The sequence below is a fragment of the Streptomyces sp. NPDC055140 genome, from assembly GCF_053607285.1.
Genome location: NZ_JBSGTG010000030.1, coordinates 49,102 through 72,643, shown reverse-complemented (window position 1 = coordinate 72,643; position 23,542 = coordinate 49,102). Strand labels below are relative to the sequence as shown.

The window sequence follows — 23,542 nt, the reverse complement described above, 5'->3', positions numbered from 1 at the left end:
GTCCGGCCGTCGTCAGAGCCCGGTCCTGTCCGGCTAGTTCGAGGTGTGGGCCCGTCGTCCGGATGGAATTCCTGCGCCAGGGCGACCCAGGGCCCCGGAGCTTGTTGGGGCGGCCCTGGGCCCTCGAAACGTCGGCAACGCCATCTGCGTCCGCCGCGCATTCCCCACGGCCGCCGTGGAGGACGAGGGCCCATCGGTCACGCTATTGGTCGACCATCTGCATCTGCGCGTCATTCATACGTCCGCCGTGCACTTCGACCTCGGCGAAAGCAGTGTCGATTTCACGAAGATCCTTGGGCGACAGTCGAACGTGGAGTGCTCCCAGGTTCTCGTGCAGATGCTTCAGGTTACGGGTGCCCGGGATCGGTACAATCCACGGCTTCTGCGCCAGAAGCCAGGCCATGGCGACCTGAGAGGGTGTTGCGTTCTCGTTCTCGCCGATTCGCCTGAGCAAGTCGACGACCGGCATGTTGGCCGCCATGTTTTCCGGAGAGAAACGATCAAACGTAGCTCGAAGGTCCGTTTCGGAATCGAGCTTGGTGCGGCCGTTCATGTCCCCTGTGAGGTATCCCATTCCTACGGGTCCCCACGGGACGAAGCCGATTCCCAGCTCTTCGCAGATCGCGAGCACGCCGTTCTTCTCCGGGTCCCGTTCCATCAGCGAATACTCCGTCTGGATCGCTGTGACGGGCTGGACAGCATGTGCTCGACGGATGGTCCTGGCGCTCGCTTCGGAGAGGCCGAAGTGCAGGACCTTTCCCTCCGCGATGAGTTCCTTGACTGTGCCGGCCACATCCTCGATAGGCACGTCGGGATCCACCCGGTGCTGGTAGTAGAGATCGATGCGGTCGGTCCGAAGGCGCTTGAGCGATTCCTCGACCACCCTCTTGATGCGGTCCGGCCGGCTGTTGAGGGTGCCCCCTGCTTCGATGTCGAAGCCGAACTTGGTGGCGATCCTGACTTCGTCGCGGATGGGCGCGAGTGCCTGCCCCACAAGCTCCTCGCTCGTGTACGGGCCGTACACCTCGGCAGTGTCAAAGAATGACACGCCCCTGTCGTGTGCCTCGCGAAGGACCTTGATGCCCTGGTCGATGTCGGCGGGAGGTCCGTAGTTCGCGCTAATGCTCATAGCGCCGGCGCCCATTTCCGATACTTCCAGTTCCCCGAGCTTGCGGGTCTTCATTCCGTTCTTCCCTTCGGTGGCGATTTTCCCGCTCCGGCTGCTGCTGTTTCCCTGGGGCTCACCCGCACGGGCAGACGCGATGGATGGCCCGATGGCCAAACCAGCTCCGAGAATTCCGGCCTTGCCCATAAATCCACGGCGGCTGAAGGTGCTGCCATCTCGATATCCTGATTCCCTTGCGTGATTGCGCCTGGTCATGCAGAACTCCTTGGTCGGTTATCGGCAGAAGTGCTTCAAGCGGTCGGTATCGAGGCAACCATCCGCGGGGCCCCCGTGGGACGTCGTACGGGGTACCGCTCTTTCGGGGGTCTGCCAGTACCCCTTTACGCACGGTCGGCCCGCAATGCCCGCCGTACCGTGGACTCATGGACCACAGCACCGAGATCCGCGAGTTCCTGCGCACCCGCCGGGCCCGGATCACCCCGGAGGAGGCCGGCCTCACCCCACACCCCGGCCCTCGCCGGGTGCCAGGGCTACGGCGCGAGGAAGTCGCCCAGCTCGCCGGGGTCAGCGTCGACTACTACGTACGCCTGGAGCGCGGCCGCACCCAGGGCGTCTCCCGCACGGTCCTGGACGCCGTCGCCCGCGCCCTGCGCCTGGACGACGCTGAACGCTCCCACCTCTTCGACCTCGCCCAGCCCACCGAGGCCCGCCCCCGGCGCAAGCGGCCCCTCAGCCCCCAGCGAGTCCACCCCACCCTGTACCAAGCCCTGGACGCCATCAGCACCCCGGCGATGGTCCTGGGGCGCCGCATGGACGTCCTGGCCACCAACCACCTCGCCACCGCCCTCTACACCGACTTCCAGGCCCGCCCGCACGCCGAGCGCAACTTCCTGCGCTACCTCTTCCTCGACGAGGCCGCCCGCACCCTGTACGGCGAGCACTGGAACAAGGCCGCCGCCGAAACCGTCGCCACCCTGCACCTGTACGCCGGAAGCCACCCCGACGACCCCCAACTCACCGACCTCATCGGAGAGTTGTCCCTGCACGACGCGGACTTCCGCAGCATGTGGGCCGATCACGACGTCCGCGCCCACGCCACCGGTACCAAGTACTTCCACCACCCGCTCGTCGGCGACCTCGCCCTCAACTACGTGACCCTGGACGTCGCCGGGGCCCCCGACCAGTCCCTCGTCATCCTCAACCCCGAGCCCGCCTCCCCCTCAGCCGAAGCACTCTCCATACTCGCCAGCTGGACCGGTACCGCCGCTGCCGCTGCCGCGTCGGCCCCCGCTGAAGACACACGCGACCGGACCGGCTGACGTCCGCGACGGCATGGGGCGATGCATGGAAGTGGCATGACCAGGACAGCCCGCGACACCTTGCGCCGATCGCCGTCATCCGGGCGTACGCGACCTCAGGACGCCAACGGACCCATCCCGCACGAAGCGGCCGACGACATCCTCGCCCCCAGGTCCCCGGAGCCCGGAGTGCCGAGTCACGACCGACGAGCCGATGCCCGTATGTCCGTACCCACACGAGGAGTTCTGTGAGCACCCCGTCCTCCAGCCCCGCCAAACCCGTGGTGGTCCTGCGCCCCGCCCCGCAGCGCACGGACCGCATCTTTACCCCCGCCGCCCTGGACTCGCTCCGTGACCGCTTCACCGTGGTGGACCTGGAGAAGGACCCCGCCGAAGAAGCCCTGGAGGAGTTACTGCCCGACGCCTTCGCGATCGTCGGACAGCCCGACCTGCCGGTCGAACGGCTCGCCACCGCAGGCAAGTTGCGGGCTCTGCTGAACGTCGAGGGAAACTTCTTCCCCAACGTCGACTACGCGACCTGCTTCGAGCGCGGCATCCACGTCTTGGGCTGCGGGCCCGCCTACGCCCAGGCGGTCGCCGAGTACTCCCTCGCACTCGCCCTCGACCTGGCCCGCGGCATCAGCCGCGAGGACCGCGCCTTCCGCGCCGGACAGGAACGGTACGTATCCGACGGCAACGCCGACGCCGTCCTGCTGCACGGCTCCGACGTGGGCCTGGTCGGCTTCGGCAACCTCGGCCGCAGCCTGAACCGGCTCCTCGCCCCCTTCAGGCCCACCCTCCGCGTCTACGATCCCTGGCTGCCGCCCGGCGTCCTGCGCGAACACGGCGTGCTCCCCGCCTCGTTGGACGAGACCCTGACCCGCAGCCGCTTCGTGTTCGTCCTGGCCACCGCCACGGACGACAGCCGCCACCTGATCGGGGAACGCGAACTCGCCCTGCTGCCGGACGGCGCCCGCCTCGTCCTGGTCAGCCGCGCCCCGGTCGTCGACTACCCAGCCCTGCTCGACCACGTCGCACGCGGACGCCTCCTCGCAGGCATCGACGTATGGCCGAACGAACCGGTTGCCGCCGACGACCCGGCCCGCGACCTCGACGGCCTCGTACTCTCTCGATGGCTGAATCGGCGCCGAGGGTGACCGCGCACCATACGCAGTCTCGCCCCCGGATCTGAGGCTCCGTGAGCATTTCGGGGTCCAGCAGCAGCGGTGCAAGGAATTCCGCGGCGAGGCCCGTTGCGCCTCTTGCCGTTGTGGTGTGGTCCGTAGTCTCGGCCATGACGACGCTCCCGGTGGTGTCGGCCGGCCCTGGAGCCCTTCGCTCGGCCGCCGGGCTTTGTTGTGCTTCCCGACGCTAGGTGTGTGCTGTGCAGCACAGCCAGCGATGTGCAGATGTTTGCACGATGACGTTTCTAGCTGTGGGCATGTCGCGTTTGCGCTCTTGACCGGCTACCCCGTCTGCCTGACGGTGGTGCAAAGGAATGCACATCACGTGATCGGAGATAGGCATGCCGCTACGGTTCATCGGGATCGACCCAGACACGAAGACCGCAAACTCTCCCACCGTCTGGGTCGACCAGGAGAATCACGAACTCGTCTTCCAGGGCTGGAAGCCCAGCCCTGGACTTGAAGCCGAGTGTGCAGCGTTCGAGGTACCGGGACACGCTGTGGGAATCCCGGACGAGGAGGCCGTGATCCGTATCCCCGCGAGGATGGTGCACATGATCAGGGAGGCTTGCGATGTCGCCGAGCGTGCCGACGATCGCTGAACTCATGGGCGGATGCTCACGATCCGCCGTGCACCTTGAAATGCGGGACCAGTATGGAACCGCCGCTGAGGCCGACGACTTCCGGTCATGGATGGAAACCGGGCGCCTCGACACCGACCCGGCCTCCTTGGACTGGGCGCCCTGGGTCAGCCTCGTCTCGCAGACCGTCGCGCGCGGCGTCTCGGTGCGGCGCGCCCGCATCGTGTCCGAGCCGGTCACCGACTACATCCGCTACGAGCACGCCTCGACCGTCGTCAACGTGCATGCGGGCGAAGAAGTGCGCTGGCTTCCACGCCAATGCGCCTCGGACATCGCGCTGCCCGGAAATGACTTCTGGCTGTTTGACGACCAAGTGATCCGGTGGGGCTACTTCTCCGGTGACGGGGCCGTAGTCGGCCACGAGATTTCCGAGGACCGCGGCGCCGCGAAGCTGTGCGCCGAGGCGTTCGACGCTGTCTGGAGCCGCGCCGTCCCTCACGACCTCTACCAGATCCGCTGATCAGAAAGCACCGGCAGCCAGCCCATGCCCGCCTCCCCTTCCTCATCCGCCCAGGCCGCGCGCGAAGCCGTCGCCCATCGGCTGCGCGACCTCCGTAAGGAAGCCGGCCTGACGGTCGTGCAGTTGGCTGCCGCGTGCAGCTGGCACTACTCCAAGACGTCGCGTATCGAGAATGCCCTCACCGGGCCCTCAGCGACCGATATCCGCATGTGGTGCGCTGCCGTCCGTGCGCAGGACCAGGCACAGGACCTCGTCATCCAGTCCGTCAACGCCGAATCGATGTACCGGCAGTGGCGCGACCAGGTCCGCACCGGGCTGAAGCCCATCCAAGAGAGCCGCACACGGACCTTCCGCGAGACGCAATGCTTCCGCATGTACTCCTCAAGCCTCGTGCCCGGCCTGCTCCAGACCGAGGGCTACGCGCTCGCCGTCCTCGGCATGGCAGCGAGCATTCACCACCTGCCCGAGGACGACAGCGCGGAGGCCGCGCATGCCAGGATCGAGCGCTCACGCATCGTCCACGAGCAAGGGCACCACTTCGTCGTGGTAATTGAAGAAGCGGTGCTGTACTGCCAGGTGGCCGACCCGGCTGCCATGGCCGCGCAGCTCGGCTACCTCCTCACCGCGGGCGCACTGCCTGCTGTCTCCCTAGGCATCATCCCGATGGCGGCCCGCCGTTCACACTGGCCCGAAGAGACGTTCCACATCTACGACAACCGGCTCGTCTCGGTCGAGCTGGTCTCCGGCGAAGTGAATGTGACGCAGCCAGGCGAGATCGCTCAGTATCTGGAGACGTTCGAACACCTGCGCAGCATGGCCGTCTATGACGCGGACGCGCGAGCACTGATCGTGAAGGCCATTGACGCGCTGGGCTGACCCTGCGGACTCGTGTGACGGGTAGCTCAGAGTGTGAGCACGAACCAGCGGCCGACATGGGTGCGCGCGAACTTACTCCGCAACTGCTGTTCTTCGTCAAGTCTGGCGTGCAGGAAGACAGCCATAGGCTTCAGGCCCTGTCGACGACTTCCTACGGCACGGTCCGGTTCCCCGGGCTCGGTGTAGTAGTTCGCGTAAACGTGCATGCAAGGAGCCATGCTCAAGCACCGCCCTGCTGACTGGACTCCCGACCCTGGCTCGCGGTGACGCCCACGCCCTGCCCGAACGCGCCCCCGTCCACCTCGGTGAGCTCCTCAACGAAGCCGCAACTCACGCGTCCCGACGCCACCCCGACGTCCCTACCGCCCGATGGCCGTCACCCCGCAACGGTGACGGGCTGGCCCGTGGGCCTGTGCCTGGCCGTGGACAACCTCCTCGACAACGCGGTCCTCCACTGCCGCCCCGACGGCTCCGTCGACATCCACCTCACCCACGACACCGGCAGGAGCACCGTGCGGATCACCATCGGCGACGACGGGCCTGGCATCCCTCCCGACCAGCGTTACTCCATGAAGGAGCGCTTCACCCGCGGCACGCGAACACGTGCGCCCGGATCCGGCCTCGGCCTCGCGCTCGTCGACCAGCAGGCTCACCTCCACCACGGCACCTTCCATCTCGGCCAAAGCCCTGCCGGAGGGGTGGAGGCCGCTCTCGTTCTCCCGGGCGCCGGCGAGCCGGGTTCGCCACGCGAGCACACGGTTGAAAGCGCTCCCACCACAAGTTCCTGACGTCCTTTCTGGCGGCAGTTACGACCCGCGCACGGCTTCCGTACGCCGGACCGCAACAACGGCTGCTGACGCGCGTGCTCCGGTTACCGGGGCAGCTTGGCCGTGCGCTCGGGGTGGGCGACGGTGACGTTGCGCGTCGCGGTCTGCTCGGTGATGCCGAACAGGCACATCAGTCTGAGGGGTCGGCGCTCTCGGCCGCTTCGTTGAGTTTACCGACCGCAGGAGCTCGAATACCGGCTCTGAACTGCGGCGATTCATAGACTATATGTCCACGAAGGCGAGTTGGGATCGTTGCTTCAGCACGTCAGGGTCGTCTCGCGGGACGGCCCGACCACCGGGACGGTGGACGGGCCGCGCGGTCGTCAGCCGGACAGAAGCAGGTTGTTGATGCCCCTACTTGATGCGGTCGAGGAAGCCGACCACCCGATGGTTGACCTGCTTTGCGGCCTGTTCGTCGTAGGACGGCAGGCTGCTGTCGGTGAACAGGTGGCTGTCGCCCGGGTAGAGGAACAGCTCGGCATCCGTCGCCGTCTCGACGAGCGCGCGGGCGGCGTCCACATCGCCCTCCCCGGCGAAGAAGGGGTCTGTGTCCATGCCGTGGATCTGGACCGGGACGGCCTGGGGCCAGGCTCCGCCGAACTCCGAGATCGGGACGCATGCCTCGAGCAGCAGTGCGCCCTTTGCCCCGGGTCGGGTCTGGGCCAGCTTCTGTGCTGGCAGGACGCCGAGCGAGAAGCCAACATAGAAGAGATCTGAAGGCAGCCCGTCGGCGGCGGCGGTTCCGCGCGCGGTGATCGTGTCGAACCCGGCGTTCTCGGCGTAGTCGGCGCCTTCCTCGAGGCTGTCGAATACCTGCCCCTCGTATAGGTCTGGGGCGTGGACGATGTGTCCGGCCCGTCGCAACTGCTCGGCGAACTCGCGAACGCCGGCGGTCAGCCCGTGTCCATGGTGGAAGACCAGCACCTCAGCCATGTCGCTCCCCTCGTGCTGCGGCGCCCGGGCGGCGCCGCGGCACGAGTATGGCCCGCAACACTGACATCCACAGGCCGCGGCTGGACAGGATCAGGTCGCAGTGCTTGCCGAAAGAGACGGCACCAGACCGTGCCTCGTAGGCATTCTGCGTGAGCCGCGATGCCGCCAGATCATGATCGCGGCCCTGCAAGCGGCGGTCGCCCGCATACGCGTAGCAGCGTCTCCATCGAGACGGTGCGTCAGGCGCGGTGCTCGTACTCCGCGATCAGACTGGAATCCAGATGCGAGAGAAGGTCTGCAGGGTCCTGGTAGACGGCGGCTGCTCCGGCTTCTTCGAGATCCGCGCGAGGGATGCCGCCCGACAGTAGCGCTACGGCCCTTGCGCCCGCCTCGGTGGCTGCCTTCATGTCCCATACCGTGTCCCCTACGAAGACGGCTTCCGTGACGGCCGCTCCGACGAGTTTCAGCGCTTGGTGAACCGGATCGGGTGCGGGTTTACCGGCTGCAACGTCATCGGCCGAGGCCACGCCGGCGATGACGTCATCCGCGTCGATTGCCCGCCGCAGAGCCTTGAGTTCCGCTCCCCCGGCAGAGGTGGCCAGCACGACAAGCCAGCCCCGGTCTGCGAGGGTGCGCAGGAGGTCCTGGGCACCGTCGAGAGCGGGGAGCCGGTCGAACCATGTGCCGTACAGCGTGTCATGGGCGGCCGCGAGGGCCTCGTCCTCGTCCCTGTCACGGCTGTCGCCGAGGAGACGGGCGATGAGATCGCTTGCGGTGAGTCCGATCGCTCGGTGAATGTCCCGCATGGCCACATGGTGCCCCGCTTGCCGGAACGCCTCCCACCACGCGATGACGTGAAGGTGGTTGGTGTCGGTAAGGGTTCCGTCGACATCGAACAGAACAGCGCGTGGCATGAGCATTGCCTTCCGGACGGGGAAGAGAGGTTCACGGGCGCGAAACACCGTGCACCGGTGCAGTCGGGGAGGGGGAACGGCCGAAGCCACGGGTTGGCCCGTTCAGAGCTCGCGCAGTGCGGGCAGCAGGTGCTTCTCCGCCCAGTCGATGAAGGGGCGCTGCCGGTCGCCTCCCACCTGGACGAGTGCGATCTCGGTGAATCCCGCCTCGATGTAAGGCCGGACAGCGTCGGCGAAGACTCCGACATCGTCCCCGCAGGGGATCGTCTCTGCGACGTCGTCAGGCGTGACGTAGGTTGTTGCGGCTTCGAAGCCGGACGGGCCCGGCAACTCGGCATTGACCGGCCAGCCGCCCAGAGCCCAGCGGAACTGGTCGTGAGCACGGAGCACCGCGGCGTGCCGGTCGGTGTCGTAGCAGACCGGGAGCTGACCGATCTTCGGCTTGCCTGCCCCTCCGTGCCGGTCAAAGGCGTCCAGCAGTTCGGCCTTCGGCTCGGTGGCGATGACCAGGTCGGCCAGCCGGCCGGCGAGTGAACAGGAGCGTTCCCCGGAGACCGCGATCCCGACCGGAGGGGCTTGGCCCGGCAGGTCCCACAGCTTCGCGTTCTCCACGTCGAAATGAGTGCCCTGATGGTTCAGCTCACCGCCGGCGAAGAGACCGCGGATGATCTCGACCGCCTCTTCCAGCATGTCGAGACGGACACCGGACGACGGCCAGCCCCCACCCACCACATGCTCGTTGAGGTTCTCCCCCGACCCGAGACCGAGACGGAATCGGCCCTCGGAGAGCAACTGCATCGTGGCCGCCTTCTGGGCCACCACAGCCGGGTGATATCGAATCGTCGGACAGGTCACGAACGTCATGAGCGGAATGCGTGTGGTGGCCTGAGCCGCAGCACCGAGCACACTCCAGGCGTAAGGTGCGTGCCCCTGCGAGGCGAGCCAGGGGAAATAGTGATCCGACGTCACGGAGAAGTCGAACCCTGCCCGCTCCGCCGCGACGACATTGTCCACCAGAGTCCTCGGACCAGCCTGCTCCGTCATCATCGTGTAGCCGAATCGCACCATGGTTCACGATTTGCCGAAGCCCTCGCGTCCAAAACTCCTCGGGTTCCAGGTTCACCCCGTGCAACCCGCCGTCAGAAGAGGCCGACCGACCCGCCCACGCCTCGATACCAAGGCCGGGTGCGCGGCCCGATGCCGTGCTCATCCGCCGCCGGAGCTCCCGGTGTTGTTGCAGATGGCGGTGTTGCTATCCCGCACATCGCCGGACGTAACCCTGAAGCACCGACCGCACCGCGGGGTCGTTCGGTTCGGACACCGCATCGAGGTCACCGGCACACGCGACAGCAGCACGTAGCCATGGTCTGGCCTCCTTCTCCGGTGGCGGGATGAAGCCCCCTCCGCGCCTGCCGCGCTCCCCGTGATGACGCGCTCGTTACCAGTAATGCTTGCGTCCGCCTACGGAGTGTCCGACCGCTCCCATGATCCAGAGGATGGCTCCGATGACGACGAGGATGACACCGATGGTCCACAGGATGCTGATTCCCGTGACGAAGCCGATGACCAGCAGAATTACACCGAGAGCGACCATTCTGACCTCCGATTTCACTGTGACGCTTCAGCCAGCCTAGGCGCGTCTGGCACTAGCCGCGTGCTGTGCGCGGTGATGCCATCCCAGTGGGCGTAAGTCCCTCGGACTCGTGGCCCTGACCGTCTCCGCGGGCATTCCTACGGCGCCGCCACTCCACGCAGCATCGTCATGCGCGCTCCCTGCCCTCAATCGCGGTTGCGGCAACCGCTAGGCCTGTCCGGCGGAACCTAACGCGTACGAGCAGTTGAGCGAGGGTTTCGGGACACAGCACGGCCTGACAGCAGCTATCAACGGGGGTCTTCCGGTCGAGACCCGGCCATGACTGCACGCCCTGTCCGGGCCAGACGGATTGAGAGCAAAGGCGTCACACGATGCCCGCGCGTCAGCGGCCGAGAGCCTTTCGCAACTCCTGCTTGTTCATCGACGAGCGCCCATCGATGTGGCGCTGCTTCGCCTCCTCGTAGAGCTGATCCTTCGCCGGTCCCTGCGCGCCGCTGTGCGAGCGTTCGCCGCCACGCTGCGAGGTCTTGTCGTGCGTGGAGGGGTCTTGCTGGCCGACTTCGACTCCCCCCACCGCGCACGCTCCTTGTTGACCGTGCGGGCAGCGATCTCCTTTGCCCCCTTCGAGCCTCCGCGGTCTTCGGCTCTCTCCTTGACATGCTCGTACTGACGTTCCCTTCTCCTTGCCTCGGACGTGGAAACATCGGTATCCAGGTCACGCCAACGGAGCGAGTGCCGCTACAGCAGCCCTGTCCGGCCCTGTGCGCTGCCCGCGGACGACCACCTACGCACCTACGGTGACGATCGAGCGCCAGGCTGTTGCCGCGCGCCCGTGATGTGGAGGTGCGAGAGGGCATGTTCCCTCACGCGCCCCTGGGCCACTCGGGTGAGGAGCCCATGCGTCTCGATCAGGAGTGTCGTGGTGACGGAGTTCGGCTATGTCCCAGGGTCCGCCCTGGCTATGCCCATGGGGTGGGCCGGTCGCGCCTCTCCGGTCATCTTCAGATAGCGGATTGACGGCTGGACCAGCGGTTGGCGTGGTACGCGCCAACCGCCCCTGGGCGGTGTTCCCCAGGGTCCTGCACGCGAGCCGCTCCGGCATCCGGATCGGGATGCCCGAGCCTGTCCCGCGCCCTGGCGGACGTCTTCGCCACCGCGGCCGTCGGGTTCATCAACGGCACGACCTGGCAGGCCGTCACCGCTGAGTCCCTGGACGTCCGCACCCTGCCGAGTTCGCGTTGCCGGAGTGGCGCGAAGCGATGGCGGGGAACCTGTACTGGGCCCGTTGCTACGTGGCGGCGCACCGTGCCGGAGGATGCGAGTGCACTGGAGGTGTGTGATGAGTGCTGACCACTCCCAGATGAGTGCTGACCGCTCCCACGAGAGCCGTGATGGTCACGTACTGGTCCTCGATGCTGGCTCTTCGAGCCTTCACATCGCCCTGTTCGCTGCGGGCGGTGAACGGGTGGCGGATCGAGACGCCTCGGAGCCCCCGGGGCCTGCTGCGGCGGCGGAACTGCGGAACTTCCTCAGCGAGGTGCCCACTCCTGCGGCGGTTGGTCACCGCATCGTCCACAGCGGTCCGCACCTGACTGGTCATACGCTGATCGACGCACGCGTACGGGCTCTGCTGGCGGACGTCGCCGATCTGGCGCCGCTGCATGTGACCCCTGCCCTGCCTGTGGTCGATGCCGCACGAGAACTCCTGCCCGACATTCCTCATGTCGCCTGCTTCGACACTGTCTTTCACAAGGATCTGCCGGCTCCGGCGCGCGCGTACGCCGTGCCGGAGCGATGGCGAGCCGAATACGGGCTGCGCCGGTACGGCTTCCACGGGCTTTCCTACTCGTGGGCACTCCAGAGGACGGCGCAGGCCCTGGACCGCCCCGTCGACAACCTCCAGGTCGTGCTCGTGCACCTGGGCGGCGGCTGCTCGGCCTGCGCCGTCCGGAACGGACGCAGCGTGGACACCACCATGGGCCTCACTCCGCTGGAAGGCCTGGTGATGAGCCGGCGCAGCGGCAGCCTCGACCCCGGCGCGCTGCTGTGGCTGCAGCGGCGGCACGGTCTGAGCACGGACGAATTGGATGACACACTCCACCGGCATTCCGGTCTGCTCGGCCTCTCCGGTACCTCGGGAGACACCCGGGACCTGGTGCGCGCCCGCGCGGAGGGTGATGCGGCGGCCGCGTTGGCGCTGGCGACATTCACACTCAGCTGCCGCAGGGGCATCGCCTCGATGGCCGCCTCGCTGGACCGGCTGGACGCGTTGGTCTTCACCGGGGAGATCGGCGAAGACCAACCCGAGGTACGCGAGGAGATCTGCTCGGCCCTGACTGTTCTCGGTGTACGAGGCGGGCTGCTCGTCCCCGAACTGGAAGATTTGATGCGGGAAGGGCTCCGACGCATCGATCAGGCGAGGAGAGGTGTCCCGGTCCTCGTGGTCGCAACCGGCGAGACACAGCAGATCGCCGCCGAGACCCGACGGGTGCTCGGCATGTGACTGGCCAAGGCAACTGCCGGCACATCCACACTCGCCTTGGCCGCGCAAAGAACCGGCCTCCTGCACCATCATCTCCGGCGGACTGCTGCAGATCTCCAAGGGATTCCACATCGGGAATGGCATGAAGCAGGTGATCGCCGCCGCGATCCTGCTCGGCGCCGTGATCGGCGCCCTTGCCTGCAGCCTGCTGTCCGCGCGCATCGGCCGGCACCGCACGGGTGTCGAGTCGGGCGGCGAGGTCGGAACGGGCGGTGGTCAGGTGGGGGCGAGTGGCGTTGAGGGGGTGGATGAGGTCAGCGGGGTCGTTGTGAGGGCGAGGGCCGCGTGGAGTTGGTCGAGCGGGTGGCGGGCGGCGGGGGAGGTCGGTGAGGGCGGTGATCTGGCGGGCGACGCGGCGCAGGTCGGCGGCGTTGCAGCGGGCCCATTCGGCTTGGGTGCGGTCGGCGGCGCAGCGTTCGCGGCTGGCCTGGGCCCCGGCGATGTCACGCCTCGCCCCTTCCCCCAGGCTGCCCTCAAAGGGAGCGATCAGCTCGTCCACCCGTTCATCAGCACATCGCGCCTGCGGGCCGGAGAACGCCTAGCATGCTGACTGTGCGACCTATTCTCCCGAAGTTCGAGGGCGGCCGGGTGCAGGGCCTCCTGCAGCTCATCGAGGACGGCATCCACCTCGTCGTCGCGGCGCTCCTTGTACTGCTCGCGGGGCTCCTGACCGTCGGGGTCGTCCACGACGTCATCAGGTCGATCCAGGGGCCATACAGTGAGGAGGCGGTCGTTCTCTCCGCCCTGGACAACGGCCTTGTGCTGTTCATCGTGGCCGAGCTGCTGCACACCGTCCGCCTCACCATCAGGAACCAGACCCTCGACGCGGAGCCGTTCCTCGTCGTTGGCCTGATTGCCGGCATCCGCAGGGTGCTCATCGTGACAGCCGAGGCGGAGAAGTCCTTCCGGTGGAACGTCGAGGGGATCGAACTGCTCATCCTGGCGGGGCTGATCCTCGTGATGGCGACAGCGGTGTACGTGTGGCGGCGCTCGACGCGGCCGGGAGACTACTTCCCGCTCCCGGAGGCCCCGTAGCCGGGCCGTCACCCATCCCGGTGCGCGGGTCCTGATCCATCACCTTCCGCCTCCACGGCCGCCCGCACCCGCTGCTCCTCGCGAGCAGAGACGACGTCCCGTTCCAGGGGTGTGCGGCTCACCGCCGTCGCGAGGTCTTCCAAGGCCCGCTTCTGCAGTTCCGCCCCACGCCGCACCACCGGACTCCGGTCCCCGTCGGCAGCGCCCTCCCACGCGTGGAGCGCCTCCTCCACGCGCCCCCAGTCCGGATTCCTGTGCTCACGCACATCGACTGCCGCCTGCGCGGTGTCCGCCTCCAGGGCCTCGGCGAACCGCTCCGCCTCGGGAACGAAACGACTGTCAGCCCGCAGGACGTCGCTCTCCATGAGCATCGCCGCCCGGCCGAACCCCTTGAGCGCCTCCTGCGCCTCCTCCGCCTCGCGCGACGTCAGGCCCCTGGGGCGGACCGGTTCCTGCCTTGCCCGGTCGTAGGCCTCCTGCCAGGCGGCACGTGCCTCCCTGCTCGCCAGCAGTGCCCTGCGCATGTCGGCGCGATGCTCCCGGGTCGGATCGGCGTAGCTGCGGAGCACCGCGGCCGCGTAGCGGCCGTTGGCGGCGAGCCAGTCCGCAAGTCGGCCCGCCAGCCGGGGCGTCTCCCATGCGGGGAACACCACGTACGCCAGCATGGCCAGGGCCCCGCCGAGCAGAGTGAGCACCACCCGCTCCGGGACCGTCTGCTCCCACGCCTGGCCGCCCATACCAAGCAGGAAGACGACGTACGCGGCGGTGAAGCACTGGGAGTAGGCGTAGCCGGTACGGCTCAGCGTGTACGACAGGCCCGCCGAGACAACCGCCAGCGCGCCGAACACATGGGCGTCCGGGCCCAGGGCCCGCACCATCCCGGTGGCGAGTGCGACCCCCGCCAGGGTCCCGGCGAGACGGGCCACCGCACGCGCGTACGTCCGGTGGAAGTCCGGCCGCATCACCATCACCGACGCGATGGGCGCCCAGTAGCCGTGGCCCAGGGGTAGCTGGGCGGCGATCAGATAGCCGAGCGTGGCCACCGCCGCCAGGCGGACGGCGTGCCGGAACACGGGCGAGTCCCCACGGAGCTCACGGCGGACCGCCCGGACGACGACCGGGACAAGCCGGAACATGGTCGGGCGCACCAGGAACTGAGAGCCCGCTGGGCCGGGCTGCGTGGGCCTCTTCCCGCCGCCGCTCCCGGCGATCTCCAACGCCTCGCCGAGCAGTTCCACGAGCCGCTCGGCGGCCTGCCGCGCGGGCCCCTCGAGCACCTCGTGCTCCTCATCGACGCGCAGGACGTCCGCGCTCCTGGGCGGCACCTCGGCGGGAACGCCGCGGCGGATCGAACGGGCGGCGACGTCCAGGACGTCGGCGGCCGCGTCGAGCAACTCCCGCGCGCGGTCCCGCCCGGGACCCTCCGCCGGGGCGCCGACGTCCGGGTCGGCGAGCACGGCGACGACCGGCCGAATGCGTTCGGCGAGGCCCCGGGGGCCGTGGAGGACGGGGGGACGGGTTCGGGCCTGTGACGGCGTCACGGCGGCCGCGTCCCGGGCCGTCATCAACGGCTCCGGGTCGAACGGGGCGGTCGGGTCGTGCCGCAGCCGGCGGGCGTAGTCCGCCACAGCGGCCAGGGCGTCGGCGAGCGCGTCACGATGCGCCCCCCAACGCCGGATCGGGAACAGCAAGATCAGCATGGCCTGCACCACGCCTCCGAGCGCGATGACCCCGGCGTGCTCCAGGGCTCGCCCGACGCTCGTGGGCAACGTGACGGTCACCAGCATGCTGCCGACCGTCGTCGCTGCGACGATCCCAGCGGTCGATCCGACGGCCCACGCCATCCCCGCGACGAAGCCCCATACGGCCAGCAGGGGGAGGAACGTCACGAGTCGCCCCGCCGCCAGGTAGCCCACGAAGGTGCTGAGCGCCAGACCCGCGCCCGCGCTGAGAGCGATCACCTTGCGTGGACGCCAGGTGCGCTGGAAGGTGGCCCCACCCGCGGAGTAGGCACCGAGGGCGGCGGACGCGGCGTACTCAGGAGAGATCAGCCACAGCGCCGGCCCGATGACGATCGCCACCCCAGCGGCCGTGCGCAGCGCTAGCAGGGGCTCCAGCCGCGTCTCCTCGATCCGGAGCCCGGATCGCACGACCTCCCCGAAGGCCCGCAGCCACCTCACGGGTGTGAGCCTAGCCGGAACGCCCTGCCGGGTCGCGCCACCACCCAACGCGCTTCGGTGTCCGGCCCGGGAGTAACGCCTCGATCCGCGCCCACTTCGCGCCGGTCCACAACACACCCGGACCAATGATCCGGTGATCCAAACAAGACGGCATATAGGTGTGATGGGAGCGCTGATCCCGGAGTCCGGCAACTACCTGCCACCCGGAAGGATCCAGAACACCTGCGAGGCACAGCACTACGTCCTGGCCGGCATCCGCGGGCGGTTGTGGCTGCCGGGCTGGACGGTCCGCGTCAGCCGTCCCTGGCTGCTGTCCACCGACCTCTCCCGAGCGCTCGCTGGCGTGTTCGCCACCGCGGCGTTCGGCATCGTCAGCACCGACATCTGGCGGGTCACCCTTTTTCGCGGGGCCGCTCCGCGACGCGGTGGTCACCCTGCTGTCGATCACCACGCTGGGTCGGCTATCGCCCGGCAGCAAGCCAAGCCTGCCCGACCTCGCTACCGTGATCGCCTTGTTCATCGGCATCACCTGCCTCTACGACACGCTGTTCGTGCTCGTCCATGTCACCGCGGCGTTCGTACACCGAAGTTGCGCCCGGCCGTCGTGGCACCGGCCCGATGCCGGGCACACCTCTCCCTCGCTCCGTTCATTTCGTCTATGGGAACCGTCGGCGGTGCGCTGGGCGCCCGCTGGGAGGACGACCGTGCGGTGGGTCGGGCCGCCTACGGGGTCCGTCAGGGGGAGGGTCAGCGCCAGAACACGGACTAGTCCCCCACCGGCCGATGCCTCTCGGGGTCCGCAGTGCGGACCAGGTTGCCCGTCTTTTCCCGGTGCTCATGCACGAGCCGGATTGCAATGGCACCCTCACCGGTCGCCGAGGCCACCCGTTTGACCGAGCCGCTCCTGACGTCGCCGGCGGCGAAGACCCCGGGAAGGGTGGTCTCCAGCAGCAACGGACCACGGCCGAGCGAGTCCCACAGGGTCGCGTCGGCCGCCGCCTGCGCGTCGGCGCCGGTGAGGACGAAGCCCTTCTCATCCAGGGCCAGCACGCCCCTGAGCCAATCCGTGTGCGGCCGGGCCCCGATGAACACGAACAGCGCCGCGGCACGCAGCTCGCGGCGCTCACTGCTTGCGTTGTCCTCCACGATCAGCGACTCCAGCTTCTCCTCCCCGGAGACGCCTCGGACTTCGGTGTGGAGCAGCACCTCGATCTTCGGGTGCCGTTCCACCTGGTCCACCAGGTAGCGCGACATGTCCGCGTTGAGGTCACCGCCCCGGACGAGGAGATGGACCATGGACGCGTGGTTAGCGAGGAACAGCGCCGCCTGCCCGGCGGAGTTCCCACCACCGACCACGGCGACCGGATCCGCCTGGCAGAGACTCGCCTCGTGGACCGTCGCCGCGTAGTAGACGCTGATGCCCTCCAGGCGCTCGATGCCGGGCACCTCGAGCCTGCGGTACCACACGCCCGAGGCGAGCACCACGGCGCCCGCCCGCGCCTGGGACCCGTCTGTGAAGGTGACGACGTACTCGTCGTCCTGCGAGGTGAGCCCGCTGACCTGGGCCGGCACCATGAGGCGGGCACCGAACTTGTGGGCCTGGAGCACCGCACGTTCGATGAGCTCGCCCCCGGAGATGCCCGACGGGAAGCCAAGGTAGTTCTCAATGCGAGACGAGGTACCGGCCTGGCCTCCGGTGGCCACGGCGTCGACGGTGACCGTGGTGAGGCCGTCGGAGGCACCGTACACGGCGGCGGCGAGTCCCGCGGGGCCCGCACCTACCACCATCACGTCGCACCGCCCGGCGTCCGGCGATGGGGCGGGCAGCCCGATGAGCCGGGCGAGTTCGGCGTTGCTCGGATTGCGCAGCACCCACTCGTCCTTCCAGAGGACCACCGGAGTCTCCTCGGGACGGATGGAGAACCGACGCAGAAGCGCCTCAGCCTCCTTGTCCTTCTCCAGATCCAACCAGCGGTGGGGCAGTCGGTTGCGGGCGGCGAACTCACGCAGCCGCAACGTGTCCGGTGAGTAACACGACCCCAGGATCCGGAAGCCGGCGCCGAGGCCGATGAGCAGGTACCTGCGGCCCAGGTAAGCGCGGAGGATCAGGTCGCCCAGGACGGGGTCGTGGCCGACCAGGGCGCGTTGCCGCTCCACCGGTACGGCCAGGATCTCGCCCGCCTCGCGCATCACGGCGGTGTCGAATGCCGCCTGGCCCTCCAGCAGCCCGAGTTCGCCCAGGAACCTGCCGGGCCCGTGCACCGCCACCGTGCGCTCGTCGGGCCCGCCGTGGTCGTGGAGGATCTCGACGGTCCCGCTGAGGATCGCGAGGAATTCCCGGAACGGCTCGCCCTCGCGGTACAACACCTCGCCCTCGGCGGTCCTGCGGCGCTCACCGTGCGCGGCCAAATCCTCAAGCTGCCCCGGTGTCAGGCGTGGGAACGCCCCGTATTGGTCCGGTGTCTCGCGGACCGCACCATGCTTGTGCTCGGCCGCGCTCATCAGACCATGGCCTCGTGGACGTAGCACCAGCGCCAGTCCTCTCCCGGTTGGAAGGACTGGACAATAGGGTGACCGGCGCTGCCCGCGTGTCGCCTGGCGTGCTTGAGGGGCGAGGAGTCACAGCAGCCGACGTGCCCGCAGGTGAGGCAGAGCCGCAGGTGCACCCACGGGGAACGCTCCAAGAGGCACTCCTCGCAACCCTCCGGGGTACGCGGCGTCACTGGGCGCACCATCGCCAGGTGCGGGTCGTGAATCGTGGCCATTGGGGTTCTCCTTCCGTGGATGGGATTGCTCAGCTGCGGCCCGCGGTGGTCTCCTCCACTCAGCGGCGCAGCTACATGTCGGGGGCGGCACCGGCCCGTTTCACCGTTCTCCCGCGGCGGTTTGCCGACCCGCCATGGCCTCTTCGACCCACTCACGCAGGACGTGCGCGGGTGCCGCGCCGGCCTGCCGGGCGACCGTCTCGCCCTGGTCCAGGACGAGCAGGGTCGGCACCGCCTGTACCTCGAACCGCCGGCTGAGCCGTGGGTTCTTGTCGACGTCGACCTTGACGAGCTTGATCCGTCCGGCGAGATCGCGGGCGACTTGTTCGAGGGCGGGGCTGACCATGCGGCAGGGGCCGCACCAGGTGGCCCAGAGGTCGACGACGACAGGCGTGGTGGCGTTGTCGGCGATCTCGGCGAAGTCGTCGTCGCCCGCGTCGACGATCCAGGGCAGGGGATGCTTGCAGTGGCCGCATTTGGGGCGGCCCTCGGCGGCCACGGGAATCCGGTTGTCTCGCCCGCAGTTCGGGCAGGTCACCGTCGTCGTGCGGGTGGTGTTCACGCCGCCCTCGCTTCCCGGGCCCCCTCCTGCTGGTCGTAGGTGACCACCAGCTCTCCGTGCTCGGCGTCGACGCGGACCGTCGCGCCGTCCTGGACGTCGCCGCGCAACAGGGCACGCCCGACCAGTGTCTCTACCTCGTGGGAGATGTAGCGCCGCAGCGGCCGGGCCCCATACACCGGGTCGTAGCCTTGGTGGGCGATCAACTCCCGTGCTGCGTCGGTGAGTTCAACGGTGATGCGGCGCTCGGCGACCCGCTGCCGCAGCTCGTCGAACTGCAGATCCACGATCCGCTCGATCTGCCGCTCGCCGAGGGGCTTGAACAGCACGATGTCGTCGACGCGGTTGAGGAACTCGGGGCGGAAGTGCCCGCGCAGCTCGCCCATCACCAGGGCGCGGGCGTCCGGCTTGATCTCGCCCTCGGCGGTGGCGCCGTCGAGGAGGTGCTCGGAGCCGATGTTGGACGTCATGATGATCACGGTGTTGCGGAAGTTGACCGTGCGGCCCTGGGCGTCGGTGATTCGGCCGTCGTCGAGGATCTGCAGCAGGGTGTTGAAGACATCGGTGTGCGCTTTCTCGATCTCGTCGAACAACACAACCGAGTACGGCTTGCGGCGTACGGCCTCGGTGAGCTGGCCGCCCTCCTCATAGCCGACGTATCCGGGCGGTGCGCCCATGAGCCGGCTGACGGTGTGCCGCTCCTGGTACTCACTCATGTCGAGGCGGACCATGTTCTCCTCCGAGTCGAACAGGGCCCGGGCGAGGGTCTTGGCCAACTCGGTCTTCCCGACGCCGGTGGGGCCGAGGAAGATGAACGAGCCTATGGGGCGGCGAGGATCGCGGATGCCGGAGCGGGCGCGGATGATGGCGTCGGCGACGAGCTTGACGGCCTCGTCCTGGCCGATGACGCGCTCGCGCAGGATCTCGTCGAGGCGCAGCAGTTTCTCGCGTTCGCCCTCCTGGAGACGGCTGACGGGGATGCCGGTCCAGGCGGCGACGATGTCGGCGATCTCCTCCTCGGTGACGACCTCGCGCAGCAGCCGGTTCTGCCCTTGTTTCGCGGCCAGTTGCTCCTCCTCTGCGGCCAGTCGGCGCTCCAGGTCCTGGAGGCGGCCGTAGCGGAGTTCGGCGGCGCGGTTGAGGTCGTAGGCGCGTTCGGCCTCCTCCGCCTCGTGGCGGACCTGCTCCTGTTCCTGGCGCAGTTCCTGCACGCGGCGGATCGCCTGCCGCTCGGCCTCCCACTGGGCGTGTTTGGCGTCGGCCTCGCCGCGCAGGTCGGCCAGTTCCCTGCGCAGTTCCTCCAGGCGGGCTTTGCTGGCGGGGTCGGTCTCCTTGGACAGGGCCGCCTCCTCGATCTCCAGGCGGGTGACGCGGCGGGTGATCTCGTCGAGTTCGGCGGGCATCGAGTCGATCTCGGTACGCAGCCGGGCGCACGCCTCGTCGACGAGGTCGATGGCCTTGTCGGGCAGGAACCGGTCAGTGATGTAGCGGTGGCTGAGGGTGGCCGCGGAGACCAGCGCGGTGTCCTGGATCTTCACGCCGTGGAAGACCTCCAGGCGTTCGCGCAGTCCGCGCAGGATGGAGATGGTGTCCTCCACGCTCGGCTCGTCGACCAGAACCTGCTGGAAGCGGCGTTCGAGGGCGGCGTCCTTCTCGATGTGCTTGCGGTACTCGTCGAGGGTGGTGGCTCCGATCATGTGGAGTTCGCCGCGGGCGAGCATCGGCTTGAGCATGTTGCCCGCGTCCATGGCCCCTTCGGCGGCGCCCGCGCCGACGACGGTGTGCAGTTCGTCGACGAAGAGCAGGATGCGCCCCTGGGCGGCCGTGACCTCGCTGAGCACAGCCTTGAGGCGTTCCTCGAACTCACCGCGGTACTTGGCGCCGGCCACCAGGGAGCCCATGTCGAGGGCGAACACCGTCTTGTCGCGCAGGCCTTCGGGCACGTCGCCGCGGACGATGCGCTGGGCCAGGCCCTCGACGATGGCGGTCTTGCCGACGCCGGGATCGCCGATGAGGACGGGGTTGTTCTTGGTCTTGCGGCTGAGGATCTGGGTGACGCGGCGGATCTCTGCGTCCCGGCCGATGACCGGGTCGAGCTTGCCGTCCCTGGCCTCGGCGACGAGATCGCGGCCGTACTTCTCCAGAGCCTCGTAGGCCACTTCGGGGTTGGCGGAGGTGACGCGCTGGTTGCCTCGGACCTGGGTGAGCGCGCTCAGGAACGAGTCCCTGGTGATGCCGGCCTGGTTGAGCAGGCGTCCGGCGGCGGTCGCCGAGCCCTCCTCTGCCAGGGCGAGCAGGAGGTGTTCCACGGACACATACTCGTCCTTGAGACGCTTGGCCTCCCGCTCGGCGGCGTCCAGCAGGCGGGACAGGCGCTGGGTGACGAAGACCTGGCCGGGCGCCGCGCCGGGGCCGGTGACCTTCGGGCGGCGGGAGAGATCGTCGCGCACTGCCGCGCGCAGTTCCTTAGGCTCGGTGCCGGCCTGTTGCAGCAACCGCGGGATCAGACCGTCCTCCTGATCGAGAAGTGCGAGCAGCAGGTGTTCACCGTCGACCTCGGTCTGTCCCATGCGGACGGCCGCGGTCTGGGCCTCCTGGAGGGCTTCCTGGGACTTCTGGGTGAGACGGTTCATGTCCATGGGGGTGTTTCACTCCTCATGCCGCGGCCGCGCAGGGCGGCTTCGAGCAGGCTGATGCGGTCGAGCAGGTCGAGCACCAGGCCGATGGATGCGTAGTTGAGGCAGAGTCCGGAGCGCAGCCGCTGGATGCGGGCGAGGACGGCCGGGGCCGTGGGGGCGAACACCAGGTGCCCCGCGGCGTCACGTTCGGCGTCGACCAGGCCGAGGGCGACGAACCGGCGGATCAGTTCGGGGTGGAGGCCCGAGCGACGGGCCACGGCGTCCAGCGAGAGCCTGGGGGCGGCCACAAGCGCGTACCGGACAGTCGTCGAGGCGGTGACGTCGGCGCCCGTCCGTACCGGACGGTCGCCCACGCCGGCCCGGCCGATGCCTGCCGCTTCCGCGGGTCGGTCGTTCATCGCATCCTCCTGGGGTCGAACGAGGAGGTGGCAGCGAGCTCCTCGAACAGTTCGCGCTCCCGGTCGCCGAGGGCGGGCGGCACCATCACGCGGAGTTCGGCGTACAGGTCGCCGTTCGCGCCGCGCGGGTTCGGCATGCCCTCGCCGCGCAGTCGCAGCCGTCGGCCGCTGGACGAGCCCGCGGGCACCGTGACCTTGGCCGTGCCACCGCCGGGGGTGGGCACCGGGACGGTCGCACCCAGGGCCGCCTCCCAGGGGGCTACGGGGACCTGGACGTGCACGTCGCGGCCGTCCAGCCGGAACCGGGGGTGGGGCTGGATACGCACCCGCAGGTACAGGTCGCCCGCGGGGGCGTCCCCACTGCCCCGGCCGCCCTCGCCCGCCAGCCGGATGCGCTGCCCGTCGGTGACACCCGGTGGCACGTCGACCTCGTAGCGCCGCGGCTGCCCGGTGGGACCGGCGAGCGTGACGGTGCGACGGCCGCCCTTGTACGCCTCCTCGACGGTGAGCGGCAGTTCGGCCTCCTGGTCGGCTCCTGGTACACCGGCGGGTGCGGCGCCTGCTCCGAAGAGCGAGCCGAGCAGGTCCTCGATGTCGACACCCTCCGCTGCGAAATCGTCGCCGAAGCCGGTGGTGTACCGGACACGGGGGCCGCCCGCGCCCGCGGTCCTCCGAGCGTGGAAGCCGCCGCCCGCTCCAGCCGCGACCCGTTCGTCGAAGTCCTCGGGGATCTTGCGGAAGTCCTCGCCGAAGCGGTCGTAACGGGCCCGGGTCTTCGGGTCCGACAGGACGCTGTACGCCTCGTTGAGGTCCTTGAAGCGTTCCTCCGCCTCCGGGTCCTTGTTGACGTCGGGGTGGTACTTGCGGGCGAGTTTGCGATATTCCTGCTGTATCTCGTCCTGGCTCGCGGTCCGCGACACGCCCAGCACCTCGTAGAAGTCCCGTGCCATGACCGGTCACTTCCGCTTCGCGACAGTGACGGCGGCGGGTCTGAGCTGCCTTTCGCCGTCCCCGTAGCCCGGGCGCAGCACCTCGACGACCGTGTCTGGTGCGGCGTTGGGGTCCTGGACGACGCCGACCACCTCGTGCCGGGCCGGGTCGAAGGCGACGCCTGTCTCCGCGTGGCGCGGGTAGCCGAGCAGTTCGAGGATGTTCACCGCCTGGTCGCGTACGGCCTGGATGCCCTCTACGATCGCGCCCGGATCGGCCCCGGCGTGGGTGAGGGCGAGTTCGAGGTTGTCGAGGACGGGCAGGAATGCGGCCGCGGTGCGGGACCGCTCGACTGCCCGTTCGCGCTCCAGTTCCCTGGCGTGGCGCTTGCGAAGGTTGTCGAGGTCGGCGAGCGCGCGCCGCCAGCGGTCCTCCAGTTCCTGGATCGCGGTCGTGTACTCGTCCTCGGCAGGCGCGGGGCCGGCGGCGTCGGGTCCCGGTTCGTCGTGCCCTGCTTCCGGCCGGGTCGGAGGGCCCGGTTGGGGCAGATCCCCGTGGGGAGGGCGTACGGCGCCTTCCGGGGCCGGTTCGGTCGGATCCGACGCGGCCCGGTCGGGTTCCTGGGGGTGGCGGGGCATGGC

The 23,542-nt window shown here is 68.9% G+C and carries 21 protein-coding genes and 2 pseudogenes; 8 read left to right on the top strand and 15 right to left on the bottom strand.

What is annotated here, in order from left to right; translation table 11 throughout:
- Nucleotides 1-202: 202 nt before the first annotated feature.
- Entirely contained in the window at nt 203-1,381 is a 1,179-nt protein-coding gene (locus ACWFR4_RS38675) for an aldo/keto reductase (RefSeq protein WP_453656402.1), read from the bottom strand.
- A 167-nt stretch (nt 1,382-1,548) separates the two neighbouring features.
- On the opposite strand from ACWFR4_RS38675, the gene ACWFR4_RS38670 reads away from it, so the two are divergent.
- The 6 genes from ACWFR4_RS38670 to ACWFR4_RS38645 all read left to right on the top strand — a co-directional run bounded on the left by ACWFR4_RS38670 (nt 1,549) and on the right by ACWFR4_RS38645 (nt 6,373).
- A complete protein-coding gene (locus tag ACWFR4_RS38670) occupies nt 1,549-2,445 on the top strand; it encodes a helix-turn-helix transcriptional regulator (protein ID WP_453656401.1) in 897 nt (298 codons plus the stop codon).
- Between the two features lie 227 nt (nt 2,446-2,672).
- Nucleotides 2,673-3,581: an NAD(P)-dependent oxidoreductase gene (locus ACWFR4_RS38665; protein ID WP_453656400.1), complete on the top strand. Its 909-nt coding sequence runs from the start codon at nt 2,673-2,675 to the stop codon at nt 3,579-3,581.
- Between the two features lie 368 nt (nt 3,582-3,949).
- Nucleotides 3,950-4,210, top strand: a complete 261-nt coding sequence (locus ACWFR4_RS38660; RefSeq protein ID WP_453656399.1) for a hypothetical protein — start codon at nt 3,950-3,952, stop codon at nt 4,208-4,210.
- Nucleotides 4,182-4,709, top strand: coding sequence for a DUF6879 family protein (locus ACWFR4_RS38655; protein ID WP_453656398.1), 528 nt, complete (start codon nt 4,182-4,184; stop codon nt 4,707-4,709). The genes ACWFR4_RS38660 and ACWFR4_RS38655 overlap by 29 nt, the downstream gene beginning before the upstream one ends.
- A 24-nt stretch (nt 4,710-4,733) precedes the next feature.
- Nucleotides 4,734-5,585 (top strand): helix-turn-helix domain-containing protein, encoded by an 852-nt coding sequence (locus ACWFR4_RS38650; RefSeq protein WP_453656397.1) that lies wholly within the window; start codon nt 4,734-4,736, stop codon nt 5,583-5,585.
- Nucleotides 5,586-5,974: 389 nt separating this feature from the next.
- The gene (locus ACWFR4_RS38645) at nt 5,975-6,373 is read left to right on the top strand and encodes a sensor histidine kinase (RefSeq protein WP_453656396.1); all 399 of its coding nucleotides are present in this window, start codon (nt 5,975-5,977) and stop codon (nt 6,371-6,373) included.
- Nucleotides 6,374-6,766: 393 nt separating this feature from the next.
- Here the strand turns inward: ACWFR4_RS38645 and ACWFR4_RS38640 are convergent, their stop codons facing one another.
- The 5 genes and pseudogenes from ACWFR4_RS38640 to ACWFR4_RS38620 form a co-directional block, all read right to left on the bottom strand.
- On the bottom strand, nt 6,767-7,345 hold the full coding sequence (locus ACWFR4_RS38640) for a dienelactone hydrolase family protein (protein ID WP_453461054.1): 579 nt from the start codon (nt 7,343-7,345) through the stop codon (nt 6,767-6,769).
- A 239-nt stretch (nt 7,346-7,584) separates the two neighbouring features.
- Nucleotides 7,585-8,259 (bottom strand): HAD family hydrolase, encoded by a 675-nt coding sequence (locus ACWFR4_RS38635; RefSeq protein WP_382626601.1) that lies wholly within the window; start codon nt 8,257-8,259, stop codon nt 7,585-7,587.
- Nucleotides 8,260-8,361: 102 nt separating this feature from the next.
- Nucleotides 8,362-9,327 carry an LLM class F420-dependent oxidoreductase gene (locus tag ACWFR4_RS38630; protein ID WP_453461057.1) on the bottom strand — a complete coding sequence of 322 codons (966 nt, stop codon included), beginning with the start codon at nt 9,325-9,327 and terminating at the stop codon, nt 8,362-8,364.
- A gap of 370 nt (nt 9,328-9,697) precedes the next feature.
- A complete protein-coding gene (locus tag ACWFR4_RS38625) occupies nt 9,698-9,853 on the bottom strand; it encodes a DUF6131 family protein (protein WP_227291662.1) in 156 nt (51 codons plus the stop codon).
- Between the two features lie 382 nt (nt 9,854-10,235).
- Nucleotides 10,236-10,567: pseudogene (locus tag ACWFR4_RS38620) on the bottom strand (plasmid stabilization protein).
- A 751-nt stretch (nt 10,568-11,318) separates the two neighbouring features.
- Between ACWFR4_RS38620 and ACWFR4_RS38615 the strand changes: the two are divergent.
- Nucleotides 11,319-12,356 carry an acetate/propionate family kinase gene (locus tag ACWFR4_RS38615; RefSeq protein ID WP_453461060.1) on the top strand — a complete coding sequence of 346 codons (1,038 nt, stop codon included), beginning with the start codon at nt 11,319-11,321 and terminating at the stop codon, nt 12,354-12,356.
- Between the two features lie 205 nt (nt 12,357-12,561).
- Here ACWFR4_RS38615 and ACWFR4_RS38610 read toward each other — a convergent pair.
- Nucleotides 12,562-12,825, bottom strand: a pseudogene (locus ACWFR4_RS38610) (type III effector protein); the annotation flags it as partial.
- Between the two features lie 113 nt (nt 12,826-12,938).
- On the opposite strand from ACWFR4_RS38610, the gene ACWFR4_RS38605 reads away from it, so the two are divergent.
- Nucleotides 12,939-13,430: a phosphate-starvation-inducible PsiE family protein gene (locus ACWFR4_RS38605; protein WP_453461062.1), complete on the top strand. Its 492-nt coding sequence runs from the start codon at nt 12,939-12,941 to the stop codon at nt 13,428-13,430.
- Between the two features lie 8 nt (nt 13,431-13,438).
- On the opposite strand, the gene ACWFR4_RS38600 is transcribed toward ACWFR4_RS38605, so the two are convergent.
- From ACWFR4_RS38600 to grpE, 8 genes are all read right to left on the bottom strand, one after another.
- Nucleotides 13,439-15,610 carry an FUSC family protein gene (locus tag ACWFR4_RS38600; RefSeq protein WP_453656395.1) on the bottom strand — a complete coding sequence of 724 codons (2,172 nt, stop codon included), beginning with the start codon at nt 15,608-15,610 and terminating at the stop codon, nt 13,439-13,441.
- 765 nt (nt 15,611-16,375) lie between these two features.
- Nucleotides 16,376-18,112: an FAD-dependent oxidoreductase gene (locus ACWFR4_RS38595; protein WP_453656394.1), complete on the bottom strand. Its 1,737-nt coding sequence runs from the start codon at nt 18,110-18,112 to the stop codon at nt 16,376-16,378.
- Nucleotides 18,112-18,375 carry a UBP-type zinc finger domain-containing protein gene (locus ACWFR4_RS38590; RefSeq protein ID WP_453461071.1) on the bottom strand — a complete coding sequence of 88 codons (264 nt, stop codon included), beginning with the start codon at nt 18,373-18,375 and terminating at the stop codon, nt 18,112-18,114. Before ACWFR4_RS38590 ends, ACWFR4_RS38595 begins: the two co-directional genes overlap by 1 nt.
- Nucleotides 18,376-18,475: 100 nt before the next feature.
- Entirely contained in the window at nt 18,476-18,937 is a 462-nt protein-coding gene (trxA, locus tag ACWFR4_RS38585; protein WP_453656393.1) for a thioredoxin, read from the bottom strand.
- Nucleotides 18,934-21,573 carry an ATP-dependent chaperone ClpB gene (gene clpB, locus ACWFR4_RS38580; protein WP_453656392.1) on the bottom strand — a complete coding sequence of 880 codons (2,640 nt, stop codon included), beginning with the start codon at nt 21,571-21,573 and terminating at the stop codon, nt 18,934-18,936. The genes trxA and clpB overlap by 4 nt, the downstream gene beginning before the upstream one ends.
- Nucleotides 21,564-21,971, bottom strand: coding sequence for a chaperone modulator CbpM (locus tag ACWFR4_RS38575; RefSeq protein WP_453461079.1), 408 nt, complete (start codon nt 21,969-21,971; stop codon nt 21,564-21,566). Before ACWFR4_RS38575 ends, clpB begins: the two co-directional genes overlap by 10 nt.
- Nucleotides 21,968-22,921: a DnaJ C-terminal domain-containing protein gene (locus ACWFR4_RS38570; RefSeq protein WP_453461082.1), complete on the bottom strand. Its 954-nt coding sequence runs from the start codon at nt 22,919-22,921 to the stop codon at nt 21,968-21,970. Before ACWFR4_RS38570 ends, ACWFR4_RS38575 begins: the two co-directional genes overlap by 4 nt.
- Before the next feature lie 6 nt (nt 22,922-22,927).
- Nucleotides 22,928-23,539, bottom strand: a complete 612-nt coding sequence (grpE, locus tag ACWFR4_RS38565) for a nucleotide exchange factor GrpE (RefSeq protein WP_453461084.1) — start codon at nt 23,537-23,539, stop codon at nt 22,928-22,930.
- Between the last annotated feature and the right edge of the window lie 3 nt (nt 23,540-23,542).

What these genes read in the sequence shown, in the direction of transcription:
- grpE (WP_453461084.1), bottom strand. Translation starts at nt 23,539, where the DNA reads ATGCCCCGCCACCCCCAGGAACCCGACCGGGCCGCGTCGGATCCGACC.
- ACWFR4_RS38635 (WP_382626601.1), bottom strand. Translation starts at nt 8,259, where the DNA reads ATGCCACGCGCTGTTCTGTTCGATGTCGACGGAACCCTTACCGACACC.
- ACWFR4_RS38630 (WP_453461057.1), bottom strand. Translation starts at nt 9,327, where the DNA reads ATGGTGCGATTCGGCTACACGATGATGACGGAGCAGGCTGGTCCGAGG.
- ACWFR4_RS38670 (WP_453656401.1), top strand. Translation starts at nt 1,549, where the DNA reads ATGGACCACAGCACCGAGATCCGCGAGTTCCTGCGCACCCGCCGGGCC.
- ACWFR4_RS38570 (WP_453461082.1), bottom strand. Translation starts at nt 22,921, where the DNA reads ATGGCACGGGACTTCTACGAGGTGCTGGGCGTGTCGCGGACCGCGAGC.
- ACWFR4_RS38675 (WP_453656402.1), bottom strand. Translation starts at nt 1,381, where the DNA reads ATGACCAGGCGCAATCACGCAAGGGAATCAGGATATCGAGATGGCAGC.
- ACWFR4_RS38655 (WP_453656398.1), top strand. Translation starts at nt 4,182, where the DNA reads ATGTCGCCGAGCGTGCCGACGATCGCTGAACTCATGGGCGGATGCTCA.
- ACWFR4_RS38595 (WP_453656394.1), bottom strand. Translation starts at nt 18,112, where the DNA reads ATGAGCGCGGCCGAGCACAAGCATGGTGCGGTCCGCGAGACACCGGAC.
- ACWFR4_RS38590 (WP_453461071.1), bottom strand. Translation starts at nt 18,375, where the DNA reads ATGGCCACGATTCACGACCCGCACCTGGCGATGGTGCGCCCAGTGACG.
- ACWFR4_RS38625 (WP_227291662.1), bottom strand. Translation starts at nt 9,853, where the DNA reads ATGGTCGCTCTCGGTGTAATTCTGCTGGTCATCGGCTTCGTCACGGGA.
- ACWFR4_RS38660 (WP_453656399.1), top strand. Translation starts at nt 3,950, where the DNA reads ATGCCGCTACGGTTCATCGGGATCGACCCAGACACGAAGACCGCAAAC.
- ACWFR4_RS38650 (WP_453656397.1), top strand. Translation starts at nt 4,734, where the DNA reads ATGCCCGCCTCCCCTTCCTCATCCGCCCAGGCCGCGCGCGAAGCCGTC.
- ACWFR4_RS38640 (WP_453461054.1), bottom strand. Translation starts at nt 7,345, where the DNA reads ATGGCTGAGGTGCTGGTCTTCCACCATGGACACGGGCTGACCGCCGGC.
- ACWFR4_RS38575 (WP_453461079.1), bottom strand. Translation starts at nt 21,971, where the DNA reads ATGAACGACCGACCCGCGGAAGCGGCAGGCATCGGCCGGGCCGGCGTG.
- clpB (WP_453656392.1), bottom strand. Translation starts at nt 21,573, where the DNA reads ATGGACATGAACCGTCTCACCCAGAAGTCCCAGGAAGCCCTCCAGGAG.
- ACWFR4_RS38605 (WP_453461062.1), top strand. Translation starts at nt 12,939, where the DNA reads ATGCTGACTGTGCGACCTATTCTCCCGAAGTTCGAGGGCGGCCGGGTG.